Source organism: Acidovorax sp., assembly GCF_034519795.1.
In the GTDB taxonomy this organism is placed as follows: domain Bacteria; phylum Pseudomonadota; class Gammaproteobacteria; order Burkholderiales; family Burkholderiaceae_C; genus Acidovorax.
Map to the genome: position 1 here is coordinate 923,338 of NZ_JAXHOB010000020.1, position 25,238 is coordinate 948,575.

The 25,238-nt window shown below is 66.3% G+C and carries 23 protein-coding genes; 12 read left to right on the plus strand and 11 right to left on the minus strand.

Annotated elements, in window-relative coordinates; genetic code table 11:
• Positions 1-14 precede the first annotated feature (14 nt).
• Positions 15-935 (plus strand): MurR/RpiR family transcriptional regulator, encoded by a 921-nt coding sequence (locus U5N23_RS25525; protein WP_322595488.1) that lies wholly within the window; start codon positions 15-17, stop codon positions 933-935.
• Between the two features lie 107 nt (positions 936-1,042).
• On the opposite strand, the gene U5N23_RS25530 is transcribed toward U5N23_RS25525, so the two are convergent.
• From U5N23_RS25530 to U5N23_RS25555, 6 genes are all read right to left on the minus strand, one after another.
• On the minus strand, positions 1,043-1,780 hold the full coding sequence (locus U5N23_RS25530) for an amino acid ABC transporter ATP-binding protein (protein ID WP_179682099.1): 738 nt from the start codon (positions 1,778-1,780) through the stop codon (positions 1,043-1,045).
• A gap of 30 nt (positions 1,781-1,810) precedes the next feature.
• Positions 1,811-2,476 carry an amino acid ABC transporter permease gene (locus tag U5N23_RS25535; protein WP_179682100.1) on the minus strand — a complete coding sequence of 222 codons (666 nt, stop codon included), beginning with the start codon at positions 2,474-2,476 and terminating at the stop codon, positions 1,811-1,813.
• Between the two features lie 3 nt (positions 2,477-2,479).
• Positions 2,480-3,238 (minus strand): amino acid ABC transporter permease, encoded by a 759-nt coding sequence (locus U5N23_RS25540; RefSeq protein WP_322595489.1) that lies wholly within the window; start codon positions 3,236-3,238, stop codon positions 2,480-2,482.
• A 109-nt stretch (positions 3,239-3,347) separates the two neighbouring features.
• Positions 3,348-4,247: an amino acid ABC transporter substrate-binding protein gene (locus U5N23_RS25545; protein ID WP_322595490.1), complete on the minus strand. Its 900-nt coding sequence runs from the start codon at positions 4,245-4,247 to the stop codon at positions 3,348-3,350.
• Positions 4,248-4,360: 113 nt separating this feature from the next.
• Positions 4,361-5,254, minus strand: a complete 894-nt coding sequence (locus U5N23_RS25550) for an amino acid ABC transporter substrate-binding protein (RefSeq protein WP_322595491.1) — start codon at positions 5,252-5,254, stop codon at positions 4,361-4,363.
• Between the two features lie 205 nt (positions 5,255-5,459).
• Positions 5,460-6,386 (minus strand): LysR family transcriptional regulator, encoded by a 927-nt coding sequence (locus tag U5N23_RS25555; RefSeq protein WP_322595492.1) that lies wholly within the window; start codon positions 6,384-6,386, stop codon positions 5,460-5,462.
• A gap of 230 nt (positions 6,387-6,616) precedes the next feature.
• Between U5N23_RS25555 and U5N23_RS25560 the strand changes: the two genes are divergently transcribed.
• From U5N23_RS25560 to U5N23_RS25585, 6 genes are all read left to right on the plus strand, one after another.
• The gene (locus tag U5N23_RS25560) at positions 6,617-7,183 is read left to right on the plus strand and encodes a TRAP transporter small permease (RefSeq protein WP_322595493.1); all 567 of its coding nucleotides are present in this window, start codon (positions 6,617-6,619) and stop codon (positions 7,181-7,183) included.
• Positions 7,180-8,478, plus strand: coding sequence for a TRAP transporter large permease (locus tag U5N23_RS25565; protein WP_322595494.1), 1,299 nt, complete (start codon positions 7,180-7,182; stop codon positions 8,476-8,478). The genes U5N23_RS25560 and U5N23_RS25565 overlap by 4 nt, the downstream gene beginning before the upstream one ends.
• Before the next feature lie 66 nt (positions 8,479-8,544).
• Positions 8,545-9,582, plus strand: a complete 1,038-nt coding sequence (locus U5N23_RS25570) for a DctP family TRAP transporter solute-binding subunit (protein ID WP_322595495.1) — start codon at positions 8,545-8,547, stop codon at positions 9,580-9,582.
• A gap of 241 nt (positions 9,583-9,823) precedes the next feature.
• On the plus strand, positions 9,824-11,122 hold the full coding sequence (locus tag U5N23_RS25575; protein ID WP_322595496.1) for an efflux RND transporter periplasmic adaptor subunit: 1,299 nt from the start codon (positions 9,824-9,826) through the stop codon (positions 11,120-11,122).
• 60 nt (positions 11,123-11,182) lie between these two features.
• Positions 11,183-14,356, plus strand: a complete 3,174-nt coding sequence (locus tag U5N23_RS25580) for an efflux RND transporter permease subunit (protein ID WP_322595497.1) — start codon at positions 11,183-11,185, stop codon at positions 14,354-14,356.
• A 47-nt stretch (positions 14,357-14,403) separates the two neighbouring features.
• Complete coding sequence (locus U5N23_RS25585; RefSeq protein ID WP_322595575.1) at positions 14,404-15,888, plus strand: TolC family protein; 1,485 nt, start codon at positions 14,404-14,406, stop codon at positions 15,886-15,888.
• Positions 15,889-15,909: 21 nt separating this feature from the next.
• Here U5N23_RS25585 and U5N23_RS25590 read toward each other — a convergent pair whose 3' ends face one another.
• Positions 15,910-16,842, minus strand: coding sequence for a 2-hydroxyacid dehydrogenase (locus tag U5N23_RS25590; protein WP_322595498.1), 933 nt, complete (start codon positions 16,840-16,842; stop codon positions 15,910-15,912).
• 53 nt (positions 16,843-16,895) lie between these two features.
• Complete coding sequence (locus U5N23_RS25595; RefSeq protein WP_322595499.1) at positions 16,896-18,737, minus strand: ABC transporter ATP-binding protein/permease; 1,842 nt, start codon at positions 18,735-18,737, stop codon at positions 16,896-16,898.
• A gap of 127 nt (positions 18,738-18,864) precedes the next feature.
• Here U5N23_RS25595 and U5N23_RS25600 point away from each other — a divergent pair, with 127 nt between their 5' ends.
• On the plus strand, positions 18,865-19,290 hold the full coding sequence (locus U5N23_RS25600; RefSeq protein ID WP_322595500.1) for an acyl-CoA thioesterase: 426 nt from the start codon (positions 18,865-18,867) through the stop codon (positions 19,288-19,290).
• Between the two features lie 32 nt (positions 19,291-19,322).
• Here U5N23_RS25600 and U5N23_RS25605 read toward each other — a convergent pair whose 3' ends face one another.
• The 3 genes from U5N23_RS25605 to U5N23_RS25615 all read right to left on the minus strand — a co-directional run bounded on the left by U5N23_RS25605 (position 19,323) and on the right by U5N23_RS25615 (position 21,430).
• On the minus strand, positions 19,323-19,907 hold the full coding sequence (locus U5N23_RS25605) for a polymer-forming cytoskeletal protein (protein WP_322595501.1): 585 nt from the start codon (positions 19,905-19,907) through the stop codon (positions 19,323-19,325).
• A gap of 157 nt (positions 19,908-20,064) precedes the next feature.
• On the minus strand, positions 20,065-20,550 hold the full coding sequence (locus tag U5N23_RS25610) for a thioesterase family protein (protein WP_322595502.1): 486 nt from the start codon (positions 20,548-20,550) through the stop codon (positions 20,065-20,067).
• A gap of 82 nt (positions 20,551-20,632) precedes the next feature.
• On the minus strand, positions 20,633-21,430 hold the full coding sequence (locus tag U5N23_RS25615; protein WP_322595503.1) for a crotonase/enoyl-CoA hydratase family protein: 798 nt from the start codon (positions 21,428-21,430) through the stop codon (positions 20,633-20,635).
• Between the two features lie 175 nt (positions 21,431-21,605).
• On the opposite strand from U5N23_RS25615, the gene U5N23_RS25620 reads away from it, so the two are divergent.
• Genes U5N23_RS25620 through U5N23_RS25635 form a run of 4 tightly spaced genes read left to right on the plus strand, consistent with a single transcriptional unit; the run spans position 21,606 to position 25,234 of the window.
• Positions 21,606-22,481 (plus strand): branched-chain amino acid ABC transporter permease, encoded by an 876-nt coding sequence (locus U5N23_RS25620; protein ID WP_322595504.1) that lies wholly within the window; start codon positions 21,606-21,608, stop codon positions 22,479-22,481.
• Between the two features lie 4 nt (positions 22,482-22,485).
• On the plus strand, positions 22,486-23,562 hold the full coding sequence (locus U5N23_RS25625) for a branched-chain amino acid ABC transporter permease (protein WP_322595505.1): 1,077 nt from the start codon (positions 22,486-22,488) through the stop codon (positions 23,560-23,562).
• Between the two features lie 17 nt (positions 23,563-23,579).
• On the plus strand, positions 23,580-24,419 hold the full coding sequence (locus U5N23_RS25630) for an ABC transporter ATP-binding protein (protein WP_322595506.1): 840 nt from the start codon (positions 23,580-23,582) through the stop codon (positions 24,417-24,419).
• A complete protein-coding gene (locus U5N23_RS25635; RefSeq protein ID WP_322595507.1) occupies positions 24,416-25,234 on the plus strand; it encodes an ABC transporter ATP-binding protein in 819 nt (272 codons plus the stop codon). Before U5N23_RS25630 ends, U5N23_RS25635 begins: the two co-directional genes overlap by 4 nt.
• Positions 25,235-25,238 lie beyond the last annotated feature (4 nt).

The window sequence follows — 25,238 nt, forward strand, 5'->3', positions numbered from 1 at the left end:
CAAAACGGATACAAATGAAATCATCATTGCAAACCTCCGAGGGCCTGCTGCCCGAACGCCTGGCCCGCCAGGGCGCCGGCCTGACTGCCAGCGAACGCGCCCTGGCCGAGGCACTGGAACGCGACTACCCCCATGCGCTGCTGGAATCGGCCACCTCGCTGGCCGCCCGCACGGGCACCAGCGCCTCTACCGTGGTGCGGCTGTTCGCCAAGCTGGGCTATGGCAGTTACGCCGAGGCCCAGCGCGAGGCGCGCGCCGAGGTCACGGCCCTGCTGCAGACGGCGGGCCAGCGCGCGCCCGTGACCATCGGCACCCGGCGCAGCCTGCAGCAGTGCGTGGACGACGCCCTGCTGCACGACCAGCACAACATCAGCGCCACGCGCGACGGGCTGGACATGGCGGCCTTCGAGGCCATCGCCAACCGCTTGGCCCAGGAAAAAGGCCGGGTCTTCGTGCTGGCGCAGATCAACAGCGCGCCCGTGGCGGCCTGGCTGGCACTGCACCTGAACATGTGCCGCCCCGGCGTGCACGAGCTGGGCGCTGGCGCCGTGGCCGCCACCGACCAGTTGCTCTGGGTGCAGCCCGACGACGTGCTGCTGGCATTCAGCATCCGCCGCTATGCGAGCGGGCCGGTGAAGGTGGCACAGCGCTTTCGCGAGGCCGGCGGCCAGGTGCTGACCCTGACCGACAGCGCTTCGGCCCCGCTGGCCTTGCTGGCCCACGAACGCATCCTGGTGCGCACCTCCAACGCCTCGCCGTTCGACTCGTACACCGCCGCTTTCTTCCTGTGCAATGCCCTGGTTTCCGCAGTGGCGCAACTGCGGCATGAAGTGGTGTCCGAGGCGCTCAAGCGCCGGGACACGCTGTGGAAGGACGTCGAGGACCAGCAGCTCATCGTGGGCGAAACCCCCGTGCGCAGGCCTTCGCGCAAGTAGCGGCAAGAGCGGCAGGCGCCGGCAGGCAAAAAAGACAAAAGGCGCCCAGGGCGCCTTTTGTACCGTCCACCGCAGTGCGCCCGCAGGGGCCGCAATGCGTGCGCAACTCAGTGCGCCAGGATCTTGTTGAGGAAGTCCTTGGTGCGCGGCTGGCGGGCTTCGGGGTGGTTGAAGAAGTCGTCCTTGGAGCAGTCCTCCAGGATCTTGCCGCCCACGTCCATGAAGATCACGCGGTTGCTCACCTTGCGGGCGAAGCCCATTTCGTGGGTCACGCACATCATGGTCATGCCTTCGTTGGCCAGGCCCACCATCACGTCGAGCACTTCGCCGACCATTTCGGGGTCGAGCGCCGACGTGGGCTCGTCGAACAGCATCACGATGGGGTCCATGCTCAGGGCGCGGGCAATCGCCACGCGCTGCTGCTGGCCGCCCGAGAGCTGGCCAGGGAACTTGTCCTTGTGCGCCATCAGGCCCACGCGCTCGAGCATCTTCAGGCCACGCTTCTTGGCATCGTCGGGGCTGCGGCCCAGCACCTTGATCTGGGCAATCGTCAGGTTCTCCGTCACCGACAGGTGGGGGAACAGTTCGAAGTGCTGGAACACCATGCCGACGCGGCTGCGCAGCTTGGGCAGGTTGGTGCTGGGGTCGTGCAGCTTCACGCCATCGACCGTGATCTCGCCCTTCTGGAAGGGCTCGAGCGCGTTGATGGTCTTGATCAGCGTGGACTTGCCCGAGCCGGAGGGCCCGCACACCACGACCACTTCACCCTTGTTGATGACGGCCGAGCACTCGTTGAGCACCTGCACGGGGCCATACCACTTGGATACGTTCTTGAGTTCGATCATTTCTTGTTCCTCAATCCAATCTCTTTTGCATCAGCGAATGATCGCGATCTTCTGGTGCAGGCGTTTGACCATCCAGGACAGCGCATAGCACATCACAAAGTACAGAACCGCTGCGGCCAGGTAGGCCTCGATGGGGCGGCCGAAGTTCTTGCCCGCCACTTCAAAGCCCTTGAGCATGTCGTAGGCACCGATGGCGTAGACCAGCGACGTGTCCTGGAACAGGATGATGGTCTGCGTGAGCAGCACCGGCAGCATGTTGCGAAACGCCTGGGGCAGCACCACCAGCTTCATGTTCTGGCCATAGGTCATCCCCAGGGCCTGGCCGGCGTGGACCTGCCCACGCGCAATGGACTGGATGCCGGCGCGCATGATCTCGCTGAAGTAGGCGGCCTCGAAGGCGATGAAGGTCACCACCGCCGAGACTTCCGCACCGATGGGGCGGCCGATGATGGCCGGCACCAGCAGGAAGAACCACAGGATCACCATCACCAGCGGAATGCTGCGCATGCCGTTGACGTAGATGGTGGCCGGCACGTCCAGCCACTTCTTGCCCGACAGGCGCATGAGCGCCAGCACGGTCCCGAAGATCACGCCACCGATGGTGGCCACGAACGTGAGCAACAGGCTGAAATACAGCCCCTTGAGCACGAAGTTGGAGATCAGGTCCCAGTTGTAAAAGCCAAAGTCGAGATTCATTTGTCAGTGCCCTCCACCTGCGCCGCTGGGCACGACCACGCCGGGAATGCGCGCACGCTTCTCGATGAACGCCATGATGCGGTTGATGGCAAACGCGGAGATGATGTAGAGCGCCGTCACGGCCAGGTAGACCTCGATGCCGCGCGAGGTTTCCTCCTGCGCCTGCATGGCGAACATCGTGAGCTCGGCCACCGACACGGCAAACGCCACGGAGGAGTTCTTGAAGATGTTCATCGTCTCGCTGGTCAGCGGCGGGATGATGATGCGAAACGCCATGGGCAGCAGCACGTAGCGGTAGGTCTGGAAGGTGGTGAAGCCCACCGCGAGGCCCGCGTAGCGCTGGCCACGCGGCAGGGTATTGATGCCCGAGCGCACCTGCTCGGCAATGCGCGCCGACGTGAAGAAGCCCAGCGCCAGCACCACCAGAGCGAAGCCGGGCACGCCCTTCAGGACCGGAAAGAGGCTGGGCAAGACGTGGTACCACAGGAAAATCTGTACCAACAGCGGAATGTTGCGAAACAGCTCGACCCAGGCATTGCCCAGGCGCACGATCATCGGCCGGTCCTGCAAGGTACGCAGCGTGCCGATGGTGGAGCCCAACACGAGTGCCAGCACCAGGGCCAGCAACGAAACAGACACCGTCCAGCCCCAGGCCGACAGCATCCAGTCCAGGTAGGTGATGTCGCCGCCCTTGCCAAAGCAGCTTTGCACGACTTCCCTGTCCATGGTGTCCTGGCAGAACACCTGCCAATCCCAACTCATAGGATCACCCCTTTATTGTTTGGTATTGAATTGGGCGCAATCCTTTGCGGACCCAACAAAAAAGCCCCTTCGAACCATGGCGGCCGAAGGGGCGCAAGCAACCCGAAGATTACTTCTTGGCGTAGTCTTCCATGGGCTTGTCGTTCGGAGTGGCCCAAGCCGCCTTGGTGGCGTCGGACATAGGCAGGCCGATCTTGGTGTTGGTCGGAGGCACGGGCTGCATGAACCACTTGTCGTACAGCTTGGCCAGCGAGCCGTCGGCGATCTGGCGCTTGATGCTGTCGTCCACAGCCTTCTTGAAGGCCGGATCGTCCTTGCGCAGCATGCAAGCGATGGGCTCCACCGACAGCACTTCGCCAACGATCTTGTAGTCGGCAGGTGCCTTGGACTTGGAGATGTTGGCGGCCAGGATCGAGCCATCCATCACGAAGGCGTCGGCACGGCCGGTTTCCAGCATCAGGAAGCTGTCGGCGTGGTCCTTGCCGAAGACTTCCTTGAAATCGATGCCACCAGCGCGCTCATGCTTGCGCAGGGTCTGCACCGAGGTGGTGCCCGTGGTCGTGGCCACGGTCTTTCCCTTCAGGTCCTTGATGGACGTGATGCCGGAGTTGGCCTTCACGACGGTGCGCACTTCTTCCACATAAGTGGTCACGGCAAAGGCCACATCCTTCTGGCGTGCGGCATTGTTCGTGGTGGAGCCGCACTCCAGATCCACCGTGCCATTGGTCACCAGCGGAATGCGGTTTTGCGAGGTCACGGGCTGGTACTTGGTTTCCAGCTTGGCCAGACCCAGTTGCTTCTGGATGTCGGCCAGGATGATTTCACCCATTTCGGTGTGGAAACCCACGTACTTGCCATTGCCCAGGGTGTAGGAAAGACCCGAAGACTCGCGCACACCCAGGGTCACGCTGCCCGAGGCCTTGATTTTGGCCAGGGTATCGGTGGCTTGGGCGAATGCGCTGCCTGCAGCCAGGGCGGTCACGGCAACCGCGAGCAAATGCTTCTTCATTGGGATCTCCTTGTGTGAAACGAAAAAAAGGGGGGGATTTTAGAGATTTGCCCGGGCCGCAGGAGCCGGCAGGCAAAAAACCAAAAAAGGAACCACGCGACCAGCGATATTAGTCAGAACGGGACCTGGTCGGTAGGGTATTTCCAGAAGTCGCGCAACAGATAACTGACTGGAAGGTTCAGCGTCGTGTTGTTCGGGGGAATCGGCTTGGCGAACCACTTCTCATATATGGGGTAGATATCGCGGCTGGTGATGAGACGGCGCATCTCGTCGTCCACCAGTTTCTTGAATTCGGGGTCGTTCTTGGGCAGCATGATCGCCAGCGGCTCGGTGGTCATGAAACGGCCCACCACTTTCAGGGCGCCCGGGTTCGGCCGGCCGGCGGCCAGGCCGTACAGCAGCACGTCGTCCATCACAAAGGCATCGGCCTCGCCCTTCTCCACCATCTCCACGGCCTTGGCGTGGTCGGGGGCTTCCAGGATGGTGATGCCCATCAGCCGTTCGCGGTTGGCCTGGTCGGCCGCCTTCAGCGGCGTGGTCCCCTTCGTGGACACCAGTTTCTTGCCATTGAGATCCTCCACCCGGTCGATGGTGCTGGCCGATTTCACCAGCAGGCGCGCGCCGGTGATGAAATGCGGCACCGTGAAGGCCACCTTCTGGCGCCGCTCGGCATTGTTGGTGGTGGAGCCGCACTCCATGTCGGCCTTGCCCTGCTCGACCATGGCAATGCGGTTGGCCGGAGTGACGGCCAGGAACTCGACCTGCATGTCCTTCTTGCCGGTCTTCTTTCGAACCACGTCGGCCAGGCGCAGGCACAGGTCCATGGCGTAGCCGACCGGCTTGCCGCTCTGGCTGTCGATGTAGGAGAACGGCACCGACGACTCCCGGTGCGCAATCACCAGCTTGCCGCCGCCGCTGACGCGCTCGAGCACCCCCTGTGCAGACGCTGCGGATGCGCAGCACAAGGCAGCGATGCCCCAGGCCAATCCCCAATGCTGAACTTTCATGCGGTGTCTCGGTTAAGGAAGTGGAATCAGAACTGCAATCTTCGTGCCACCGTGGGGCCCTCAGTGGCAACCCTTGCTGCGCCTGATCCATCGATGGCGCCGACTGTACGTGTCGTTACCATGAAATTCCAATGCCGTTTGCGCGGACAACTATGCAAACTGTTTATATCCGTATTTACCCTTAGCATGAAGGCACGCCTGCGGTTCATGCCGCCTGCGCCTGCAGGTAGGTCCACAAGGCCTGGGCCGTGCCCTTGGGCGCTTCCTTGCCCGAGGGCTTTTCGCGGTAGGCCCGCACGTCCATGGTCATCTGCAGGCCTTCGGTGTCCGGCGGGGCGGCACTGACCAGCTTGCGCGTGCGCAGCTCTTTCTTGACCGCACTGTGGGGCAGGAAGGCCACACCATGCCCCTCCAGCGCCATGGCCTTGAGCCCCTCGGCCATGTCGGTCTCGTAGACACGGTCCAGGTGGATGGGGGTGCCCGACTCCTTGAGGATCAGCTCGGTCACCCGGCCCAGATAGGCGCCGGGTGCATAGCCCAGGTAAGGCAGCGGCTGGCCTACACGGCCCGGCAGCCGGAACAGCGGCTGGCCATCGGCATCGGCCTTGGAGTACGGGGACAGCACCTCCTGGCCCAGGCTCACCATCTCGTAGCGGTCGGCATCGAGCTGGAAGGGCTGCGAGGGGTGGTGGTAGGCGATCAGCAGGTCGCAGCCCCCCTCCACCAGGCGCATCACGGCGTCGTGTACGTTCAGCGCGATCAAGCGGCTCTTGAAGGGGCCGAACTTGTCGTGCAGGCTGGACACCCAGGCCGGAAAGAACGTGAACGCCAGCGTGTGCGGCACCGCAAACTCGATCATGTCCTTGCCCGCACTGGTGTGCGCGCGCAGCATGGCCCGGGTGTTCTGCAGCGCCTGCAGCATCTCCAGCGCCTGGTCGTACAGGGTCTTGCCGGCCGGCGTGAGGCGCGTGGGGTAGGAGCTGCGGTCCACCAGATCGGTGCCGGCCCAGGCCTCCAGGGCCTGGATGCGCCGTGAAAAGGCAGGCTGCGTCACGTGCCGCAACTGGGCGGACCGGCTGAAGCTGCGCGTTTCCGCAAGACTGACGAAATCTTCAAGCCACTTGGTTTCCATCGCTGCATTATCGTTTCCAGCCCTGCGGCGTGCCGGCCGGTCATGGAAAGCCTGTACAAGGGTTTATCCATAGCGCCATTGCGCACCATTGGTGTGCACACATAGCAACGCACCGCATAATAGGGAAAGCTGCGTCCAAAGCGCGCTCCCGCGTCACGGCCCCAGGTGCACAACACCGGCGGGCAGAGCGACCGGCCCCGTCCTGTTTGTTCTCCTGTACCGCCGCTCCGATGTCCTCCACCCCTCCCCAAGGGCCGGTGACCGACGCCTCCGTGCCCGTCGCCGCCCCTGACTCCGAAGAACCCCGCTCCCTGCGCATCGAGGACTGGCTCACCGTCATCGTGATGGCGGCGCTCGCGCTGATCACCTTTGCCAACGTGCTGGTGCGCTACTTCACCAGTTCCTCCTTCGCCTGGACGGAGGAGATCTCCGTCTTCCTGATGATCGTGCTGGCCCTGGTGGCCGGCTCCGCCGCCGTGGCGCGCGACCGCCACATCCGCATCGAGTACTTTGCCGAAGGCGGCTCGGCCGCCCGCCGCAAGCGCCTGGCGCAGCTGGGCGCCTTGGCCGTGGCCCTGCTGTTCGGGCTCATCGCCGTGCTCAGCATGCGCGTGGTCTGGGACGATTACCGCTTTGGCGAGACCTCGCCGGGCATTGGCGTGCCGCAGTGGTGGTACTCGATCTGGCTGCCCGTCATCTCGGCGCTGATCGCCGCGCGCGCCGTGGGCCTGCTGCTGCGCCGCAGCCGCGAACCGCTGCGCGCCGACGACGCCCCCGCCAGGGACGCGCAGCCATGATCGCCACGCTGCTGTTCGTGGCCTTCCTGGGCCTGATGTTCGTGGGCGTGCCGATCGGCGCCGCCCTGGGTCTGGCCGGCGCCGCCGCCATCGCCCTGGCCAATGCCGACAGCCAGTGGTTCGGCCTGCTGGCCGTGCCGCAGAACTTCTACGCCGGCCTGGGCAAGTACCCGCTGCTGGCGATTCCGATGTTCGTGCTGGTGGGCTCCATCTTCGACCGCTCGGGCGTGGCCCTGCGCCTGGTGAACTTCGCCGTGGCCATCGTCGGGCGCGGCCCGGGCATGCTGCCGCTGGTGGCGATTGCCGTGGCCATGTTCCTGGGCGGCATCTCGGGCTCGGGCCCGGCCAATGCGGCCGCCGTGGGCGGCGTGATGATCGCCGCCATGTCGCGCGCGGGCTACCCGCCTTCGTTCTCGGCCAGCGTGGTGGGGGCGGCTGCGGCCACCGACATCCTGATCCCGCCGTCCGTCGCCTTCATCATCTACTCGGTGCTGGTGCCGGGGGCCTCGGTGCCCGCGCTGTTCGCGGCCGGCATGGTCCCCGGCATCCTGGCGGGCATCGCGCTGATCGTGCCAGCCGTGTGGATGGCGCGCCGGCACAAGATGGGTGCGCTTGAAGCCACCATGCCCCGCCCGCCATTCTGGAAGAGCCTGCGCGAGGCCCTGTGGGGCCTGGCCGCGCCGGTGCTGATCCTGGGCGGCATGCGCGCCGGCTGGTTCACCCCGACCGAAGCCGCCGTGGTGGCCGTGTTCTATGGCCTCTTCGTGGGCATGGTGATCCACCGCACGATCAAGGTGCGCGATCTGTTCCCCATCCTGCGCGAATCGGGCGAGCTGTCGGCCGTGATTCTGCTCGTGGTGTCGCTGGCAGGCATCTTTGCCTACTCGCTGTCCACCCTCGGGGTGATCGACCCGGTGGCCAAGGCCATCGTGAATTCGGGCCTGGGCGAGTACGGCGTGCTGGCGCTGCTGATCGTGCTGCTCATCACCGTGGGCATGTTCCTCGATGGCATCTCCATCTTCCTGATCTTCGTGCCGCTGCTCTTGCCCATCATGCAGCACTACCAGTGGGACCCCGTCTGGTTCGGCGTGATCCTCACGCTCAAGGTGGCGCTGGGCCAGTTCACCCCGCCGCTGGCGGTGAACCTGATGGTCTCGTGCCGCATCGCGGGCGTGCGCATGGAATCGACCGTGCGCTGGGTCGGCTGGATGCTGTTCGCCATGTTCCTCGTGATGGTGCTGGTGATCGCCTTCCCGCAGCTGGCGCTGTGGCTGCCGGCGCGCCTGGGCTACTGACCCGTGGTAAACCCCGAGACCGATTTGCCTTCCACCCTACAACATTGACCCCAGGAGACTGACAACATGAAACTGCGCACCTTTCTGACTTCCGCCGTGGCCGCCGCTGCCGCACTGGCCTTCACCGCTCCGGCTGCCATCGCGCAGACGGCCTACAAGAGCGAGTACCGCATGTCCCTGGTGCTGGGCACCGCCTTCCCATGGGGCAAGGGCGGCGAATTGTGGGCCAACAAGGTGCGCGAGCGCACCCAGGGCCGCATCAACATCAAGCTGTACCCCGGCGTCTCGCTGATCCAGGGCGACCAGACGCGCGAGTTCTCGGCGCTGCGCCAGGGCGTGATCGACATGGCCGTGGGCTCCACCATCAACTGGTCGCCCCAGGTCAAGCAGCTGAACCTGTTCTCGCTGCCCTTTCTGATGCCCGACTACGCCGCCGTGGACGCACTCACCCAGGGCGAAGTGGGCAAGAGCATATTCGCCACGCTGGACAAGGCCGGCGTGGTGCCCCTGGCCTGGGGCGAGAACGGTTACCGCGAGATCTCCAACTCCAAGAAGGCCATCAAGACTCCTGAAGACTTGAAGGGCCTGAAGATCCGCGTGGTGGGCTCGCCCCTGTTCCTGGACACCTTCACCGCGCTGGGCGCCAATCCCACGCAGATGAGCTGGGCCGACGCCCAGCCCGCCATGGCCAGCGGCGCCGTGGACGGCCAGGAGAACCCGATCGCCGTGTACATGGCTGCCAAGCTGCATACCGTGGCGCAAAAGCACGTGACCATGTGGGGCTACATCAACGACCCGCTGATCTTCGTGGTGAACAAGGACATCTGGAATTCCTGGACCCCGGCCGACCGCGAGATCGTCAAGCAGGCTGCCATCGACGCCGGCAAGGAAGAGATCGCCATCGCCCGCAAGGGCATGGTCGAGGCCGACAAGCCCCTGCTCAAGGACATCGCCGCCAATGGCGTGACCGTGACCCAACTGAGCCCGGCCGAGCGCGAGGCCTTCGTGAAGGCCACGCGCCCCGTGTTCGAGAAGTGGAAGGGCCAGATCGGTGCCGACCTGGTGACCCAGGCCGAAAAGGCGATTGCCGCGCGCAAGCGATAAGCCCATACCGGCAGGCAGCCGACAAGTGCTGCCCGCACCATCTCCAAGGCGCTCCCTGTGACAGGGGAGTGCCTTTTTCGTGGGCGGCCGCCGCTTGGCCCGATGCTTGCAAGTGCCGCCTCGGTGCGGAGGGAGCGCATCTGCCGGTAGAAAAGCCCGCCAGCGGCTGCGGCTTTGCCAACTTTATCGTGCGTACACATATGGCCCCCACAATGCCTTCAACTCTGACTCCCCGTCTCCCATGCCGTTCCTTCTGAATGCTGGCCGCCCGGCGGCCACGGGCTCGCTGACGCTGGCCTCCTCCCCCGTCCGCGCCTTTGCCCACCCCTTGTCGCGGCTGAGCCCGGCCTGGGCACGAACCTGCATCGCGGCCCTGTGCCTCGGCGGCCTGGTGGCCTGCTCCGGCAAGGACCAGCCGGCCCAGGCCGGCGCGGGCAAGCCCGCCGGCGAGCCAGCGGTGGGCGTGGTGGTGCTGGCCCCCGAAAGCCAGACGCTGAGCACGGAGTTGCCGGGCCGCACGGCAGCGTTCCAGAACGCCGACATCCGCCCGCAGGTCAACGGCATCATCCAGAAGCGCCTGTTCACCGAGGGCGCGCTGGTCAAGGCCGGCCAGCCGCTGTACCAGGTGGACCCGGCCACCTACGAAGCGGCCCAGGCCAGCGCCCAGGCGGCCCTGGCCAAGGCGCAGGCCACGGCGCGCACGGCCCAGGTCAATGCCAAGCGCAACGCGGAACTGGTCGAGATCGACGCCATCAGCCGCCAGGTCTTCGACGAAAGCCAGGCCGCAGTGCAGCAGACGCAGGCCGACGTCGGTGTGGCGCAGGCCGCCCTGGATGCCGCGCGCATCAACGTGCGCTACACGCGCATCGTCGCGCCCATTTCCGGGCGCATCGGACTGTCGGCCGTCACGGCCGGCGCACTGGTGACGGCGAACCAGGCCAATGCGCTGACCACCATTCAGCAGCTCGACCCGATCCAGGTCGACATCACGCAGTCCAGCGCGGAGCTGCTGCAACTGCGCAAGCAATGGCAGGAAGGCCAGTTCACACGCGTGGATTCCAACCAGGCCAAGGTCAAGCTCATTCTGGAAGACGGGTCCACCTACGAAAAGGAAGGCACCTTGCAGTTCACCGGCACCGCCGTGAACCCGACCTCGGGCGCGATCACCCTGCGGGCGACCTTCCCCAACCCCGATCACTTCCTCATGCCCGGCATGTACGTGCGCTCCCAGTTGGCCACCAGCGTGGCGCCCCAGGCCCTGTTGCTGCCCCAGGAGGCCGTGATCCGAAACGCCGCCGGCGAGCCCAGCGTGCAGGTCGTGGGCGAGGACAACAAGCTCACCAAGCGCCCGGTGGAGCTCGGCCAGGCCGTGGGCAACCGCTGGCTGGTGATCTCGGGCGTCAAGGCCGGGGAGAAGGTGATGGTGGACGGTTTCCAGAAGGCCCGCGTGGGCCAGACGGTCAAGCCCACGGTGGTCAAGCCACGCGACAGGGCCATGCCTGCGGCGGCCACGGCCTCATCGGCCGCAGCCAGTTCCTGAGGCGCGCTGCGCGCCGCCCCACCCGACCGACCTGCGACCCCACCACACCCACGCTGATCCATGGCCCAGTTCTTCATCAACCGCCCGGTCTTCGCCTGGGTGCTGTCCATCGTCATCATGCTGGCGGGGGCGATGTCCATCTTCACGCTGCCGCTGGAGCAGTACCCCGACATCGCGCCGCCGCGCGTGACCATCAACACCACCTACACCGGTGCCTCGGCCGGCACGGTCGACAATTCCGTGACCCAGGTGATCGAGCAGCAGCTCAAGGGCATCGACAGCCTGCTGTACATGGATTCGACCAGCGATTCTGCAGGCCGCTCGCGCACGACCCTGACCTTCGCCCCCGGCGCCGACATCGACGTGGCCCAGGTGCAGGTGCAAAACAAGCTGCAGGCGGCCATGAACCGCCTGCCGGAGGCCGTCAAGAGCCGTGGTGTGTTCGTGAACAAGGGCGGCCAGGATTTTCTGGTGACCTACGTGTTCACCTCGCCCGACCCCACCGTGACCCAGGTGGCCATTGGCGACTACATCTCCAGCAACGTGGTGGACGTGATCGCCCGCCTGGACGGCGTGGGCGACGTAAACGTGTTCGGCACCTCCTATGCCATGCGCATCTGGCTGGACCCGGCCAAGATGGAGAAGTTCGCGCTGATGCCGTCGGACCTGATCAACGCCCTCAACGCCCAGAACGCACAGGTCTCGGCCGGCCAGTTGGGCCAGCAGCCAGCGCCGCCGGGCCAGATGCTCAACGCCACCATCACCGCGCGCACCAAGCTGCAGACGGTGGAGGAATTCGAGCGCATTGTCCTCAAGTCCGGCACCGATGGCTCGGTGGTCACCATGGCCGACGTGGCACGGGTGGCGCTCGAAGCAGACAACCTCACCGTGAAGTCGCGCCTGAACGGGCAACCGGGTGCCGGCATCGGCATCGTGCTGGCCGATGGCGCCAATGCCATGGATGTGGCCGACGCCGTGGCGCGCAAGATGAAGGAGCTCGAACCCTTCTTCCCGGACGGCATCACCGGCGTGGTCAGCTCGGACTCCACCCCCTTCGTGCGCGCCTCCATCGAGGAGGTCGTCAAGACCCTGGCCGAGGCGATGCTGCTGGTGGTGATCGTGATGTTCATCTTCCTGCAGAACTTCCGTGCCACGATGATCCCGGCCATTGCCGTGCCCGTGGTGCTGCTGGGCACCTTCGGCGTGCTCTCGGCGCTGGGCTATTCGATCAACATGCTGACCATGTTCGCCATGGTGCTGGCCATCGGCCTGCTGGTGGACGATGCCATCGTGGTCGTAGAGAACGTGGAGCGCGTGATGAGCGAGGAAGGACTTTCGCCCAAGGAAGCCACGCGCAAGTCCATGAAGGAGATCACGCCCGCGCTGGTGGGCATCGGCCTCACGCTGTCGGCCGTGTTCATCCCCATGGCCTTCTTCACAGGCTCCACCGGCGTGATCTACCGACAGTTCTCGATCACCATCGTCTCGGCCATGGCCCTGTCGGTGTTCGTGGCGCTGACACTCACGCCCGCACTGTGCGCCACCCTGCTCAAACCCATCGAGAAGGGCCACCACGCGGCGCACGACGGCCCGCCAAGGCGTGGACTGTACGGCCTGAGCGACCGCTTCTTCGCCTGGTTCAACCGCAGCTTCGACCGCACGGCCAACCGCTACCAGCGCGTCGTGGGCGGCCTGCTCAAGCGCAGCCTGCGCATGGTCGTCATCTACCTGGCGATCCTGGTGGGCGTGGGGCTGCTGTTCAAGGTACTGCCCACGTCCTTTCTGCCCAATGAGGACCAGGGTTTCGTGACGGCCTCGATCACCTTGCCCTCTGGCGCCACCGACGAGCGCCTGGGTGTGGTGCTCGATGAAATCAAGGACTACTTTCTGGCCAAGCCCGAGGTGCTGCGTGTGAACTCGATTGCCGGCAACAACGGCAACCAGAACTCGGGCCGCATGTTCATCCGGCTCAAGCCCTGGTCGGAACGCCCGCTGCGCAGCCAGTCCGCCGAGGTCATCGCCAGCCAGGCCACCAAGGACCTCGCCAAGCTCCGCGACGCGCGCATCTTCGTCTCGCTGCCTCCGGCCGTGCGCGGGCTGGGTTCAAGTGCGGGCATCAACTTCATCATCAAGGACCTCAACGGCCTGGGGCAGGACGCCCTTGTCGCTGCCAAGGACCAGTTGATCGAGCTGACCCGCCAGAACCCGATCCTCACCAACGTGCGGACCACCAACTTCGACAACACCTCGGAGCTCAAGGTCACCATCGACGACCGCAAGGCCGCTGCCCAGGGGCTGACCACGGCCGACATCAACAGCGTGCTCTCCAGCGCCATGGGCGGCACCTACGTGAACGACTTCGTGCACCAGGGCCGGGTCAAGCGCGTGTACGTGCAGGGCGACGCACCCTACCGCATGCTGCCGCAGGACATCGGCCACTGGAGCGTGCGCAACCGCAATGGCGAAATGGTGCCCTTCTCGACCTTTGCCACCACGTCGTGGACCAATGGCCCGCCGCAGCTCATGCGCTACAACGGCAGCCCGGCCCTGGAGCTGCAGGCCGAAACCGCGCCGGGCGCCAGCTCCGGTGACGCGATGGCCGCCATCGAGCAGATCATGGCCCAGATGCCCGTGGGCATCGGCATGGAGTGGACCGGCGCGTCGCTGCAGGAGCGCCGCTCGGGCTCGCAAGCCCCCCTGCTTTATGCCGTCTCCATCCTCTTCGTGTTCCTGTGCCTGGCGGCCCTGTACGAAAGCTGGAGCGTGCCGTTCTCGGTGATGCTGGCCGTGCCGCTGGGCGTGATCGGCGCGCTGCTGGCCACCTACACGCGCGGCATGAGCAACGACGTGTACTTCCAGGTGGGGCTGCTGACCACCGTGGGGCTGGCGTCCAAGAACGCCATCCTGATCGTCGAGTTCGCGGTGCAATTGCAAACCCAGGGCAAGAACCTGTACGACGCCACGGTGGAAGCCGTGCGCATGCGCCTGCGCCCCATCCTCATGACCTCGCTGGCCTTCGGCTTCGGCGTGCTGCCCCTGGCCATCGGCACGGGCGCCGGCGCGGGCGGCCGCCAGGCCATCGGCACCGGTGTGCTCGGCGGCATGGTGGCCTCCACCGTCCTGGGGCTGTTCTTCGTGCCCGTGTTCTTCCTGCTGGTGCGCTCGTGGTTCGCTTCGCGCAAGCCGGCCGCGCCCCCGCATGTCCCGACCGATGTGAAGGAGGCGCAGGCATGATGACATTGCGTAGCGCCCTTGCAACCCGCCCTGCTGTGTCCATCGGCATGTCCAAAACCCTGTTGACTCCCCTGTGCGCCCTGCTGGTCCTGGCCGGGTGCACCAATCTGGCACCCAGCTACGACCGCCCTGCAGCCCCGGTTCCCGCGGCACTGGACAACGCCGCCACGACGGCAGGCGCCAGCGAGGCCTATGCCCCGCTGGGCTGGGACGCAGTGGTGCAGTCCGCACAGTTGCGTGATGTCATCGCGCTCGCGCTGCAGAACAACCGCGACCTGCGCGCTGCGGCCCTGGCCATCGAGCGCGCCCAGGCCCAGTACGGCGTGAGCCGCGCCGACCGCCTGCCTGCAGTGAGCGGCACGGCCCAGGGCAGCCGCGCCCGCACCGCCGCCGACCTGACCACGGCCGGGCGCTCGCAGATCGGCGAGCAGTACAGCGCACAGCTGGGCATCACCAGCTACGAGCTCGACTTCTTCGGCCGCGTGCGCAACCTCAACGAGGCGGCGCTGCAGGAGGTGCTGCGCGTCACCGACAACCAGCGCAGCGTGCAGTTGAGCCTGGTGGCCGAAGTCACCAGCGCCTGGCTCAACCTCGCCGCAGACCAGGCGCGCCTGGAGCTGGCCAAGGAAACCCTGCGCTCGCGCGAAGCCTCCTATTCCTTGACCGAACGCACGCACCGCCTGGGCGGCACCTCGGGCCTGGTGCTGGCGCAGAACCAGACCACGGTGGACAGCGCGCGCGCCGACGTCGCGGCCTTCACCAGCCAGGTGGCGCGCGACCGCAATGCGCTGCAGCTGCTGGTGGGCTCGCCCGTTCCCGCCACCCTGCTGCCCGCGGTACAGCCCGCGCCCGCTGTGCCGGCGGCTGCCAAGGTGTCCGACGACAGGCGCAGCGAGCGCGTCACACAGGCGGCCGCGCCCGTGCCCATGCTGCGCGAGAGCGCCTTGCAGTTGCTGGCCGTGCCCGCACAAATCCCTTCGAGCGTGCTACTCTCGCGCCCCGATGTGATGGCGGCCGAGCGCAGCCTGCAGGCCACCTACGCCAACATCGGCGCCGCGCGCGCGGCCTTCTTCCCCAGCATCTCGCTCACGGCCAACGTGGGCACGGCGAGCACGGAGCTTTCGGGCCTGTTCGGCAGCGGCAACCTGCTGTGGAGCTTCGTGCCGCAGATCCGCCTGCCGATCTTCGACGGCGGCCGCAACCAGGCCAATCTGGATGTCGCCCAGGCCAATCAGCGCATCGCCCTCACGCAGTACGAGAAGGTCATCCAGACCGCCTTCCGCGAAGCCGCCGATGCCCTGGCCGAGCGCGCCACGCTGACGGACCGCATCACCGCGCAGACCTCGCTGCTCGCAGCGACAGAGCGGGTCTACGCCCTGTCCGAAGCCCGCTTCAAGGCCGGCGCCGACAACTACCTCACGGTGCTCGACGCGCAGCGCTCGCTGTACGCGGCCCAGCAGACCCTGCTGAGCCTGCAACTGGCCGAGCAGACCAACCGCATCACGCTCTACAAGGTCCTTGGCGGGGGCTGAGCCACGGCCCTTGTCGGCCAATCAGACGGGCGAAACCGGTGCCTCGCCCGCGAGGTGGCGGCGCGCGTTCTCGACAAAACGGTCCACCGAGGCCTGCACCGCCTCGGGCGACCAGCCGCCCACATGCGGGGTGAGCACCACGCTGTCCAGGTCCAGCAGTTCGGCCGGTGGCGCGGGCTCGCTCTCGTACACATCCAGGCCCGCACCCGCCAGGCGCCCTTCGCGCAGCGCGCTGGCCAGCGCGGCGGTGTCGATCACGCTGCCGCGCGCGATGTTGACCACATAGCCGCGCGGCCCCAGGGCATCGAGCACCTGGGCATCGACCAGGTGCTGCGTGCCCGGGCCACCGGGCGTGGCCACGACCAGAAAATCGGCCCACTCGGCCAGCGACTTCACATCGCCGAAATAGCGGTAGGGCACGTCCGTGCGCTCGCTGCGGTTGTGGTAGCCCACCTGCAGGTCGAAGCCCAGCGCGCGCTGGGCGATCTTCTTGCCGATGGTGCCCAGGCCGATGATGCCGATGCGCTTGTGCGAAACATTCGGTGGCAGCGGCAGTGCCGTGCGCCATACGCCTGCGCGGGTGGCGGCATCCAGCTTGGGAATGCCACGCACGGCGGCGATCAGCAGACCGAAGGCATGGTCGGCCACGCAGTCGTCGTTGGTGCCGGCGCCATTGGCCACGACGATGCCGCGCGCCTTGGCATGCGCCACGGCGATGTTCTCGTAGCCCGCGCCCAGCGCGCAGACCAGGGTGAGCGCCGGCAGCGCATCGATCTGCGCGGCGGTGAGGCCCACCGAGCCGATGGTGAGCACCACACGCACGCGGCTGCCGTACTCGGCAATGGCGGCCTGGTGCTGGGGGGCATCGGGCACATACACCAGATCGAAGGTTTCCGACAATTGGGCGCAGTGTTCTTCCGAGAGGAACGACAGGGCGAGCAGGACAGGTTGCATGGCAGTGGAATCAAAGGGAATTCAAAAGCGGTTCCGGCGGATGGAGGCCAGCGTCATGCCGCACCATCGCTTTGCTGCAGGGCCCACATGCTGGCGTAGCGACCGCGCTGGGACAGCAGTTCGGCATGGGTGCCGCGCTCGATGATGCGGCCGGCGTCCATGACCAGGATCTCGTGCGCTTCGACTACGGTGGACAGGCGGTGCGCGATCAAGAGCGTGGTCTTGTTCTGGGCGGCGCTCTGCAGTTCGGACTGGATGGCGCGCTCGTTGGCCGAGTCGAGCGCCGAAGTGGCCTCGTCGAAGATCAGGATCGGCGGGTTCTTGAGCAGGGTGCGGGCAATCGCCACGCGCTGCTTCTCACCGCCCGAGAGCTTGAGCCCGCGCTCGCCCACCATGGCCGCATAGCCGGCCGGCGTGCCGGCGATGAAGTCGTGGATGCGCGCCGACCGCGCCGCTGCCTCCACCTCGGCCTGGCTGGCGCCCGGGCGGCCGTAGGCGATGTTGTAGGCGATGGTGTCGTTGAAGAGCACGGTGTCCTGCGGCACGATGCCGATCGCCTGGCGCACGCTGGCCTGCGTCACGGAGCGGATCTCCTGCCCGGCAATGGTGATGCGGCCCTGCTGGATGTCGTAGAAGCGGTACAGCAGCCGCGCCAGCGTGGACTTGCCCGAGCCCGAGGGGCCGACCACCGCCACCGTCTTGCCCGCAGGGATCTCGAAGCTCACGCCTTGCAGGATGGGCCGGCCTCTGGCAGCGCCCTCGCCGGTGCGCGTGTCGTAGGCGAAATGCACATCCTCGAAACGCACCGTGGCCTGGTCCAGGCCCGAAAGTGGCTGGGCCCCGGGGGCGTCGGCCACCTCGCGCTCCTTGTCCATCAGCACAAACATCTTGTCCAGGTCGGTCAGGCTCTGCTTGATCTCGCGGTAGATCACGCCCAGGAAGTTCAGCGGAATGTACAGCTGGATCATGAAGGCGTTGACCATGACCAGGTCGCCGAGCGTCATGCGCCCGTCGACCACGCCCTGTGTGGCACGCCACAGCATGGCCACCAGGCCGATGGCGATGATCAGTTGCTGGCCAGCGTTGAGCATGGACAGCGTGGTCTGGCTCTTGAGGCGCGCGCGGCGCAGCCGCTCCAGGCTCTCGTCGTAGCGCCGCGCCTCGAAGCCTTCGTTGTTGAAGTACTTGACGGTCTCGTAATTGAGCAGGGAGTCCACCGCCTTGGTGTGCGCGGCCGAATCGAACTCGTTGGCCTCGCGCCGGAACTGCGTGCGCCACTCGGTCACCAGCACCGTGAAGGTGATGTAGAACGCCAGCGCCGCCAGCGTGATCCAGGCGAACCAGGCGTCGAACTTGACGGCCAGCACCGTGAGCACCAGCACCACCTCGACCAGGGTGGCCACGACGTTGAACAGGGTGAAGGAGATCAGCGACTCGATGCCACGCACGCCGCGCTCGATGTCGCGTGTCATGCCGCCGGTCTGCCGCTCCAGGTGAAAGCGCAGGCTCAGAGCGTGCAGGTGCTCGAAGGTCTGCAGCGCAATGGAGCGCGCCGCACCCTGCGTGGCTTTGGCGAACACCAGCTCGCGCAGCTCGCTGAAGATCGAGGTGGACAGGCGCAGCGCCCCATAGGCCAGCAGCAGGCCTACCGGCACCACCAGCAAGGTGGCCGGGTCGCCCAGCTTCAGGTCCATGGCATCGACCAGGGTCTTGAGCAGCAAGGGCACGCCCACGTTGGCCATCTTCGCGCCCACCATGAAGACGATGGCCGCGACCACGCGCCATTTGTACTGCCACAGATAAGGCAGCAGGCGGCCGATGGTGGCCCAGTCGGAGGGGGCGGCAGTGGTGGAAAGCGGGGCCGGGGTTGGGAGGGGTTCGCCGACAGGGCGCATGGGGGACAATTCCGGTTGTTGTTTTTACCGACCCGGCTGGCGCCTGGGTGGTTTTTCCGGGGCCCGCCCTGGAGTCCACCCGTGGTGTCCCCCAGCATCCGTGCCAGCCCCAACCGAGATTGTGCCCATGTCCGAGAATTTCAGCCCACCCGCCGCCCAATTGCCCACAGACAAGGAGCTGGTGCTCAAGGTGATCCCCATGCCGGCGGACACCAACGGCAATGGCGACATCTTCGGCGGCTGGGTCATGGCGCAGGTCGACCTGGCCGGCTCGGTGCTGCCGGCGCGCTACATGCAGGGCCGCATGGCCACCGTGGCGGTCAATGAATTCATCTTCAAGCAGCCCGTGCGCGTGGGCGACATCCTGTCGTTCTTCTCGTCGATCACGCGCGTGGGCAACACCTCGGTCACCGTGCAGGTGGAGGTGTATGCCGAGCGCTTTGCCGACCAGGGGCGCTACGTCAAGGTGACGGAAGCGCGCCTGACCTATGTGGCCATCGATGACGAAGGCCGCCCACGCCCGGTGCCGCGCCCCAGGAACGAAGGCGCATAGGCCCGATCAACGGGTCGCGGGCCTGCGGGGGTTCAGGCCGCCACCGCCATGGCCGTGGGCTCGGCACGCACCGGCTGTGCCGCGTTGCGCAATGCCGACGACGCACTGCCCGTGCCGATGCCGGACTCGATCTCACCCGCCAATTGGCCACCCTCTTCCACCACCAGCTTGCCGTAGCGGATTTTGCCGTTGACCTTGCCGGTGCTGTAGATCACGAGCTTCTGGCGCACGGTGAGCGTGCCGTTGAACTCGCCATGGATTTCGGCGATGTCGATCTCGGCCGAACCCCGGAAGGCGCCGTGCTCGGAGATCTGGATCACGCGCGAGTCCATGGTGGCTTCCACCGTGCCCTCGACCACGAGCGTGTCGCAGTCGGTGATCTCCACGCCCTTGAGCTTGATGTTGGGGCCCACGGTGAGCTTGCTGCCGGTGGAATCCGTGGCCGAAGAGGGCTTGGCCAGGGCTGGGCTGGCAGGGGCCGGTGCCGGCACGCCATTGGAGGCGGCAGCAGAGGAACTGGCCACCGAACCACCCAGGCCGGTGGCGTTGGAAGGACTGTGGCGGGGCTGAAACGACTCGGGTTCACGCTTGCCAAAGAAGGGGTTTTGCACGGCCATCGGTACTCCTTGAAAAGAGGCTTCATCGTAGGAGGGGGCCTACGCGATGGATGCGCGCTTTACGCAAGAACGGTAACCAAACGGTTCACCCGTAGCATGCACTTGCAAGGCTTGCGGGATCACACATGCGCCTGTTACATCCTTGGCCGAAAGATGCTCAGGAGACGATGTAGGCTGCGGCTCCTGCCGACATGGTCTCGCCGTTCGGCCCCTTGAATTCCATGCGCGTGGTGGCCACGCGCGAGCCCAGGCGCAGCACTTCGGCGTGCAGCGTGAAATGGCTGCCGATGCCCGGGCGCAGGTAGTCGATGCGCAGGTCGATGGTACCGAGCTTGGCAAAGCGGTGCAGGCGCTGGTCGGGCGCCTCGTCCATGTGGCGCGCACCAATGGCCGCCATGACGGCCAGGCCGCCCATGGCATCGAGCCCGGCGCTGATCACGCCGCCGTGCACGCGGTTGTAGGCATAGTGGCCCACCAGCTCGGGCTTCATCTCGATGCGCCCCTCCACCCGGTCGGGGTGCAGGCCGGTGATCTTCAGGCCCAGCACCTGGTTGAAGACGATCTTTTCCTCGAAGATGGATTTCAGGCCGGCCACGAATTCGGGCTCGAACTCGTGCGGCAGTGCGGTGATTGTTTTGCTCATGGTGTTCCTGTGCGGCATGCCAGCGCGCTCCCCAACTGATAGCAATCGATGCTTGCGCGGCAAGCGACCGGGCCATTTTCACTCAAAACTCGCCGTGGCGCCCCTGGCCAGCGCCAAAGCGCGCCGCGCCCTGCAAGGCCTCGGCCAGGCAGGCACGGCCTCCCTGCCACTCCTGCAGCAGCGCTTCGCACAAGGGCAGGCCCTCCTGCGCCAGCGCACTGGCACGGTCGGCCCGCAGCGTGGCCCGCGGAAAAGCGGCGATCTCGCGCGCCAGTTGCAAGGCAGCTGCCAACGCCTGGCCCGGCGGCACCACCCGGTTGCACAGGCCCATGCGCAGGGCTTCCTGTGCCTCCACCTTGCGGCCCGTGAGGATCAGATCGAGCGCCTGCGACAGGCCGATGAGGCGCGGCAGGCGCACCGTGCCGCCGTCGATCAGCGGTACGCCGAAGCGGCGGCAGTACACGCCGAAGTAGGCGTCCTCTTCCATCACGCGCAGGTCGCACCACAGGGCCAGCTCCATGCCGCCGGCCACAGCGGCGCCGCTGATGGCCGCCACCACGGGCTTGGACAGCTGCAGCCGGCTCGGGCCCATGGGCCCCGGTGGATTGTGCATACCGGCCGCGTAGTCGAGCCCCTCGGCCAGGGCTTCGGGTGATGTGCCTTCGGCCTGCAGCCGGGCACCTGCCTGCAGGTCCCAGCCGGCGCAGAAATGCCCACCCGCGCCATGGAACACGGCCACGTCGGCGCCATCGTCGCGTTCGAAATCCAGAAAGGCTGCATGCAGCGCCTGGGCGGTGGCGGCGTCCACGGCGTTGCGCACGCCGGGGCGGTGCAATGTCACCAGCGTGACACGGCCTTGCTTCTCTACCTCTATGGCCATCGGTTACTCCTCGCGCCGCATAGGACGCAACCCTTATTGCGCGCACGCCGGCAAAGGGACAACATGCGCCTTGATTCCCCCCATCAGGGTTAGCCCCGAGTGCGATACAGGCCGCGCACAGGCACCATTATTTATGCAAAGCAAATGCTTTGTATAAATATTCTGGAGAGCCAGTGTGCAATTCGTGCAACTGTTGATCAGCGGGGTCGCCCAGGGGTGCATCTACGGCCTGATCGCGCTCGGCTTCGTGCTCATCTACAAGGCCACCGAAACCGTGAGCTTCGCCCAGGGCGAGCTCATGATGCTGGGCGCCTTCTGCGGGCTGGCGCTGATGACGGTGCTCGGCTTCCCGTTCTGGGTGGCGGTGCTCGCCAGCATCGCGGCCATGGGCTTGTTCGGCACGGTGCTCGAACGTGCCGTCATCCGCCCGATCCTGGGTCAGCCCGCGTTCTCCATCGTCATGCTCACCATCGGCATCGGCTACGTGCTGCGTGGCCTGGTGACCATGATCCCCACCATCGGCACCGAGACGCACACCCTGCCCGTGCCCTACAAGGACCTGTCGTTCCGCCTCGGCGGGCTGGTGCTCAACGCCGAGCAGTTGGCCGTGATAGCCGCCACCGGCGTGCTGTGCCTGCTGCTGTTCGCGCTGTTTCGCTACAGCAAGCTCGGCATCGCCATGCAGGCCTCGTCGCAGAACCAGCTGGCGGCCTACTACATGGGCATCCCCGTGCAGCGCCTCAACGGCCTGGCCTGGGGCCTGGCGGCGGCCGTGGCGGCCGTGGCCGGGCTGCTGCTGGCGCCCATCACCTTCGTGCACGCCAACATGGGGCTGATCGGGCTCAAGGCCTTCCCGGCCGCCGTGGTCGGTGGCTTCGGCAGCCTGCCGGGCGCCATCGTCGGCGGCCTGGTGATCGGCATCGTGGAATCGTTCTCGGGCTTTTACCTGCCCGACGGCTTCAAGGACACCGCCGCCTACATCGTGGTGCTGGTCATGCTGATGGTGCGGCCCAACGGACTGTTTGGCGAAAAGCTGAGAAAGAAAGTCTGACCCCATGCGCTTTCTTTTCAAGACTTCCTACGAGCAGGACCTGCGCCTGGCCAAGCATGGCGGGCATGTGTTCTGGTACGGGCTGCTGGGCCTGGCCCTGGTGGCTGCGCCCTGGGTGGCGCCCGAGTACTGGCTGGCGCAACTGACCTTTGTGCTCATCTACGCCATCGTCGGCCTGGGGCTGATGCTGCTGGCCGGCTTCACGGGGCTGTTCTCGCTCGGGCATGCGGCCTTCCTCGGGGTGGGCGCGTACACACAGGCGGTGCTCACGGGCATGGGCTGGCCGTTCGCGCTGTCGCTGGCCTGCGCGGCCGGGCTCTCCGCCGCCGTGGGCGTGGTGGTGGGTTTGCCGGCGCTGCGCGTGAAGGGCATCTACCTGGGCATGGCCACCTTGTCGTTCGGCTTCATCGTCGAGGAGGTGTTCGCGCGCTGGGAGTCGGTCACGGGCGGCAACTCGGGCAAGCACCTGGTGCCGCCCGAGATCTGGGGCTTCAAGTTCGAATCCACAGAATCGTTCTACTTCCTGTGTCTGGTGATTGCCGTGGTCAGCACCCTGGCGATCATGAACCTGCTGCGCTCGCCCACGGGCCGGGCCTTCGTGGCCATCCGCGATTCGGAGATCTCGGCGCAGAGCATGGGCATCCACCTGGCGCGCTACAAGACGCTGTCGTTCTCGCTCTCGGCAGCACTCGCCGGCATCGGCGGCGCGCTGTATGCGCACAAGCTGCAGTTCATCTCGCCCGACCAGTTCAACATTTTGCAGTCCATCGACCTGCTGCTGATGATCGTGATCGGCGGGCTGGGCTCGGTGCATGGGGCCTTCCTCGGGGCCATCTTCCTGATCTCCATGCCGCAGCTGATCTCGCTGGGCAAGGACTGGCTGCCCACCGCCATCGGCCAGGCACCGGGGCTGCAGGCGGTGGTCTATGGCGCGGTGCTGATTCTCTTCGTGCTGTTCGAGCCCATGGGCCTGTACGGCCGCTGGCTCAAGGTGCGCACCTGGCTGCAGCTGTTTCCGTTCTACCGCAAGGGCCTGTTCAAGCGGCAGAAGTCCTTCCAGAAATCGGAGCGTTTGAAATGACCGGCGCCGTTTCCACCATGACCGACGACATCCTGCTCAGCGCGCAGAACCTCAGCGTGCGCTTTGGCGGCGTGCTGGCCGTGAACAACGTGGGCTTCGAGGTGCGCCGCGGCGAGGTGTTCACCCTGATCGGCCCCAACGGCGCGGGCAAGACCACGGTGTTCAACCTCATCAGCCGCATCTACACGCCCACTACCGGCACCATCCACTACGCGGGGCCGGCGGGCATGCTGCCGCTGACCGACCAGCCGCCGCACAAGGTGGCGGGCCTGGGGATTGCGCGCACCTTTCAAAACATCGAGCTGTTCGAGCATGCCAGCGTGCTGCACAACCTCTTGATCGGCCGCCACACGCGCCGCGAGACGGGCCTGTGGGCCGACATTCTGTTCACCCGCCGCGTGCGCGACGCCGAGGTGCGGGCGCGCGAGAAGGCCGAGGAGGTCATCGACTTCCTGGATCTGCAGCACTACCGCGACACCCTGGTGGCCGGCCTGCCCTACGGCGTGCGCAAGGTGGTGGAGCTGGCCCGCGCGCTGTGCACCGAGCCGCGCCTGCTGCTGCTGGACGAACCCTCCTCGGGCCTGAACGTGGAGGAGACCGATGACATGGCCTTCTGGATCCAGGACATCCAGCACGAACTGGGCATCACCGTGCTGATGGTGGAGCACGACATGTCGCTGGTCTCCAAGGTTTCGGACCGCGTGCTCGCCATGAACCAGGGCGAGGTAGTGGCCATGGGCACGCCGCGTGAGGTGCAGGCGCACCCCGGCGTGATCGAGGCCTACCTGGGCACCATCGACGACGTGAGCAACCTGCGCCGCCCGGCGGGCAGCGCACCGGCAAGGATGGCACGATGACCGTCATTCCCTTTCCCGGGCCCTCCGTCGCCAGCACCGCAGAGGGTACGCCGCTGCTGCGCCTGCAGAACGTGGAGAGCGCCTACGGCCCCATCAAGGCCATCCGCGGCGTGAGCCTGCAGGTGCAGCGCGGCGAGATCGCCGCCGTGCTGGGCAGCAACGGCGCGGGCAAGACCACCATCCTCAAGACCATCTCGGGCATCATCGATCCGCGCCGAGGGTCCATCGAATTCCAGGGCGCCCACATCACGGCCGCCGACCCGGCCGCCATCGTGCGCCGCGGGCTGGTGCATGTGCCCGAAGGGCGCGAGGTGTTCGCCCTGCTGTCGGTGCGCGACAACCTGCTCATGGGCGCCTACACGCGCAGCGACGCCGACGCGGTGGCGCGCGACCTGGAGCTGGTGTACGCCTACTTTCCCATCCTCAAGGAGCGCGCCGGGCAGGACGCAGGCCTGCTCTCGGGTGGCCAGCAGCAGATGCTGGCGATCTCGCGCGCGCTGATGGCCAGCCCCGAGCTGATCCTGCTCGACGAGCCCAGCCTGGGCCTGTCGCCCAAGCTCACCAAGGAGATCTTCGAGATCGTGGTGCGCATCAACCGCGAGCGCGGCACCACCATCCTGTTGGTGGAGCAGAACGCCAACATGGCGCTCAACGCCTCCGACTACGGCTACGTGCTGGAAAACGGCCGCATCGTGATGGAGGACAGCTGCGAGCGCCTGCGCGAGAAGGACGACATCAAGGAGTTCTACCTGGGCATGAAGGACGCCGGCGTGCGCGGCGAACGGCGCTGGAAAAAGAAGAAGAACTGGAGGTAACCGG